The 2,410-nt window shown below is 34.9% G+C and carries 5 protein-coding genes; all 5 read right to left on the bottom strand.

Features of this window, described 5'->3' with window-relative positions:
* Positions 1-133 precede the first annotated feature (133 nt).
* The 5 genes from CHB68_RS18365 to CHB68_RS18345 are packed head-to-tail and all read right to left on the bottom strand — an operon-like array spanning position 134 to position 2,305.
* On the bottom strand, positions 134-541 hold the full coding sequence (locus CHB68_RS18365) for a VOC family protein (protein ID WP_089263394.1): 408 nt from the start codon (positions 539-541) through the stop codon (positions 134-136).
* 12 nt (positions 542-553) lie between these two features.
* A complete protein-coding gene (locus CHB68_RS18360; RefSeq protein WP_089263392.1) occupies positions 554-928 on the bottom strand; it encodes a DoxX family protein in 375 nt (124 codons plus the stop codon).
* Between the two features lie 4 nt (positions 929-932).
* Positions 933-1,472, bottom strand: a complete 540-nt coding sequence (locus tag CHB68_RS18355) for a dihydrofolate reductase family protein (protein ID WP_089263390.1) — start codon at positions 1,470-1,472, stop codon at positions 933-935.
* A 10-nt stretch (positions 1,473-1,482) separates the two neighbouring features.
* Positions 1,483-1,983 carry an SRPBCC family protein gene (locus tag CHB68_RS18350; RefSeq protein WP_089263388.1) on the bottom strand — a complete coding sequence of 167 codons (501 nt, stop codon included), beginning with the start codon at positions 1,981-1,983 and terminating at the stop codon, positions 1,483-1,485.
* Complete coding sequence (locus CHB68_RS18345; RefSeq protein WP_089263386.1) at positions 1,973-2,305, bottom strand: metalloregulator ArsR/SmtB family transcription factor; 333 nt, start codon at positions 2,303-2,305, stop codon at positions 1,973-1,975. The genes CHB68_RS18350 and CHB68_RS18345 overlap by 11 nt, the downstream gene beginning before the upstream one ends.
* Positions 2,306-2,410 lie beyond the last annotated feature (105 nt).

The raw sequence follows: 2,410 nt of genomic DNA, 5'->3' as shown, positions 1-2,410 counted from the left end.
AACGGTTTTGTGTATGAGCAGTAGCGGGTTTTAAGCAACTACTTTTCGGATAACAATATATTTAATTTATGCGAAAACGGTTCAGGTTAGCACCTAAAACGCTATTGCTTATACACGTTGTTGTGGGCAGTTTTTATTCCGTTGGCATTTTTGACATATCCATATAGAACATTTCCCAAGTGTGTCCGTCCAAATCTTCGATTGTTCGTTGTTGCATAAAACCGTAATCCCTTAATTCGTTTGGTTCATTTCCGCCTTCCCTTAATCCGTTTTCCAAAATTTCATTCATTTCATCCACGCTATCGGTAGATAAAGAATAAAGTCCGGCAATATTTGCTTTCGTGTCTGCAATTGGCTTGGTGGCAAAGGTTGAAAATTTTTCGTGTGCCATTAGCATTACGAAAATTGTATCGCTCCACACCATACATTTTGTGGTGTCGTCTGAAAATTGAGGATTGTTCGTAAATCCCAATGCTGTATAAAAGTCCATTGATTTGTTAACGTCTTTTACAGCTAAATTGATAAAGATTTGTTTTGCCATTTTTTTTGATTTTTAGTTTATTGTTTTGATTTTGTTTTTGTAATGGTAAGAAAGTGCAAGTATGCCCAAGAAAGCCAAAGGCATAATCATATAACCGATGTTCTTATCTACACAAGCGTGACTTATGAACGCAAAAATAAGTGTGAAAGCAAGTCCTGAATATGCCCATTCTTTTAGCTTTTCAGGTGTTTTTGGGTAAACAATCGCAATAACTCCAAGGACTTTTGCTATCGCTAAAGCGTATGCGAAATAATCGGGATAGCCTAAAGCTTTTGTTCCGATTGTCATATACTCTGGTGCAAAAATCCAAGTACTCATTGGCATAACGGCTTCCCAAAGTGCTATAATAATTGTAGCCGTCCAAAAAATGATTTTAGCTTTTTTCATTGTCTTATTTTTTTAATATTCGTTTGTAATGTAATTGAGCCAATCCCGGATCATACGTCTTAGCATTAATAAAATTAAGTTCTTGTTCAGGTCTTCCATCCTTGAAGAGTCTTGTACCATTTCCAAGTAGAATAGGGATGACAGAAATTATAAATTCATCTATTAAATCACTTTTTAAAAGTTCGTTTATTATTTCCGCTCCACCATCACAATAAATATTCTGCCCTTTCTCAGATTTTAATTGTTTAACCAAATCGGTTAAATTTTCCGTGTAAAAAGTTGTTCTACCCACTTTTTGTTTAGGAGTTCTTGTAATGACATAGACGTCTCTTTTTCCATTATCATAATGAGAATCTCCAATTTCCTTTAGCACATAGTCATAAGTTTTTCTTCCAAGGATAATTGTATCAACTGTATCTGTAAATTCCTTATACCCATAATCTTCTCCTTTTTTTTCTACGATATTTAAAAAACTGAGGTCATCATTGGGTTTTGCAATATATCCGTCCAAACTTGTTGCTATGAATAGTGATAATTTTCTCATTGTGTAGTAATTATTTTGAAGATGATAATAACTTTGCTAAATGGTTTAATGTCGCTGTAAACCCTTCTTTGAAGCCCATCTGTATATGCATTTCAAGGTCTTCAAGTTTTGCGTGTTTGATAGAAATCTTTACCGTTGTAATACCATCAGCTTCGCTAAAGTCCAAGTTCCAATTGGCAGAAGGCATTTGTTCGTTAATGTTTTCGTACTTGTCTGCAAAAGCGTCCTTGAATTGGAAATTATCTTTGGGTGAAATTGAAGTAAAGTCTTGAATGGACCAATGTTCTTCGCCTTCGGGACCGACCATAGCGTAAAATCTTCGTCCACCTTCTTCAAAGTTCATATACTTTGTTCTTGACTTCCAAGGTTGTGGTGCCCACCATTGGTCAAGGATTTCCTGTTTTGTAAAAGCATCCCAAACCATTGGTTGGTCTGCATCAAATTCTCGGTTTACAAAAACGGTACTTTTTTTTTTGTCGACAGTAAAGTCGAATAACAGATTATTTTTCATTTTTCTTGTTTTTAAGTGTTGATAATAAATTGTCTAGTTGGTCAAAACGGTTTTCCCAAATTTTTCTGAACTGTTCCAACCATTTATCGATTTCTTTCATTTTTTCAATTTTCAGTTCGTAGTAGATTTCTCGACCTTGTTGGTTTGCCTCTACGAGTTCGCATTCGTTCAAAATTTGAATATGCTTTGAAATGGTAGGTCTTGCGGCATTAAAGTTTTCAGCAATTGCTCCTGCGGTCATAGCTTGTGAGGTTAGCAACACCAATATCGCTCGCCTTGTCGGGTCGGAAATTGCTTGAAATATGTCTCGTCTTAATTTCATTATGAAGTTATTTGACTACAAATATATATGAAGTCATTTAGCTACGCAAATATTTTTTCAATTTTTTTTATTGGGAAGTTGAAATTAAGTTGGAAGGGTTGATGT

Source organism: Maribacter sedimenticola (assembly GCF_900188415.1).
In the GTDB taxonomy this organism is placed as follows: domain Bacteria; phylum Bacteroidota; class Bacteroidia; order Flavobacteriales; family Flavobacteriaceae; genus Maribacter; species Maribacter sedimenticola.
The sequence above is the reverse complement of the archived record's forward strand: the minus strand, read 5'-3'. Positions and strand labels throughout refer to the sequence as shown.

Coding starts and splice junctions, on each gene's coding strand:
- CHB68_RS18365 (WP_089263394.1), bottom strand. CDS start 541: ATGGCAAAACAAATCTTTATCAATTTAGCTGTAAAAGACGTTAACAAA.
- CHB68_RS18360 (WP_089263392.1), bottom strand. CDS start 928: ATGAAAAAAGCTAAAATCATTTTTTGGACGGCTACAATTATTATAGCA.
- CHB68_RS18355 (WP_089263390.1), bottom strand. CDS start 1,472: ATGAGAAAATTATCACTATTCATAGCAACAAGTTTGGACGGATATATT.
- CHB68_RS18350 (WP_089263388.1), bottom strand. CDS start 1,983: ATGAAAAATAATCTGTTATTCGACTTTACTGTCGACAAAAAAAAAAGT.
- CHB68_RS18345 (WP_089263386.1), bottom strand. CDS start 2,305: ATGAAATTAAGACGAGACATATTTCAAGCAATTTCCGACCCGACAAGG.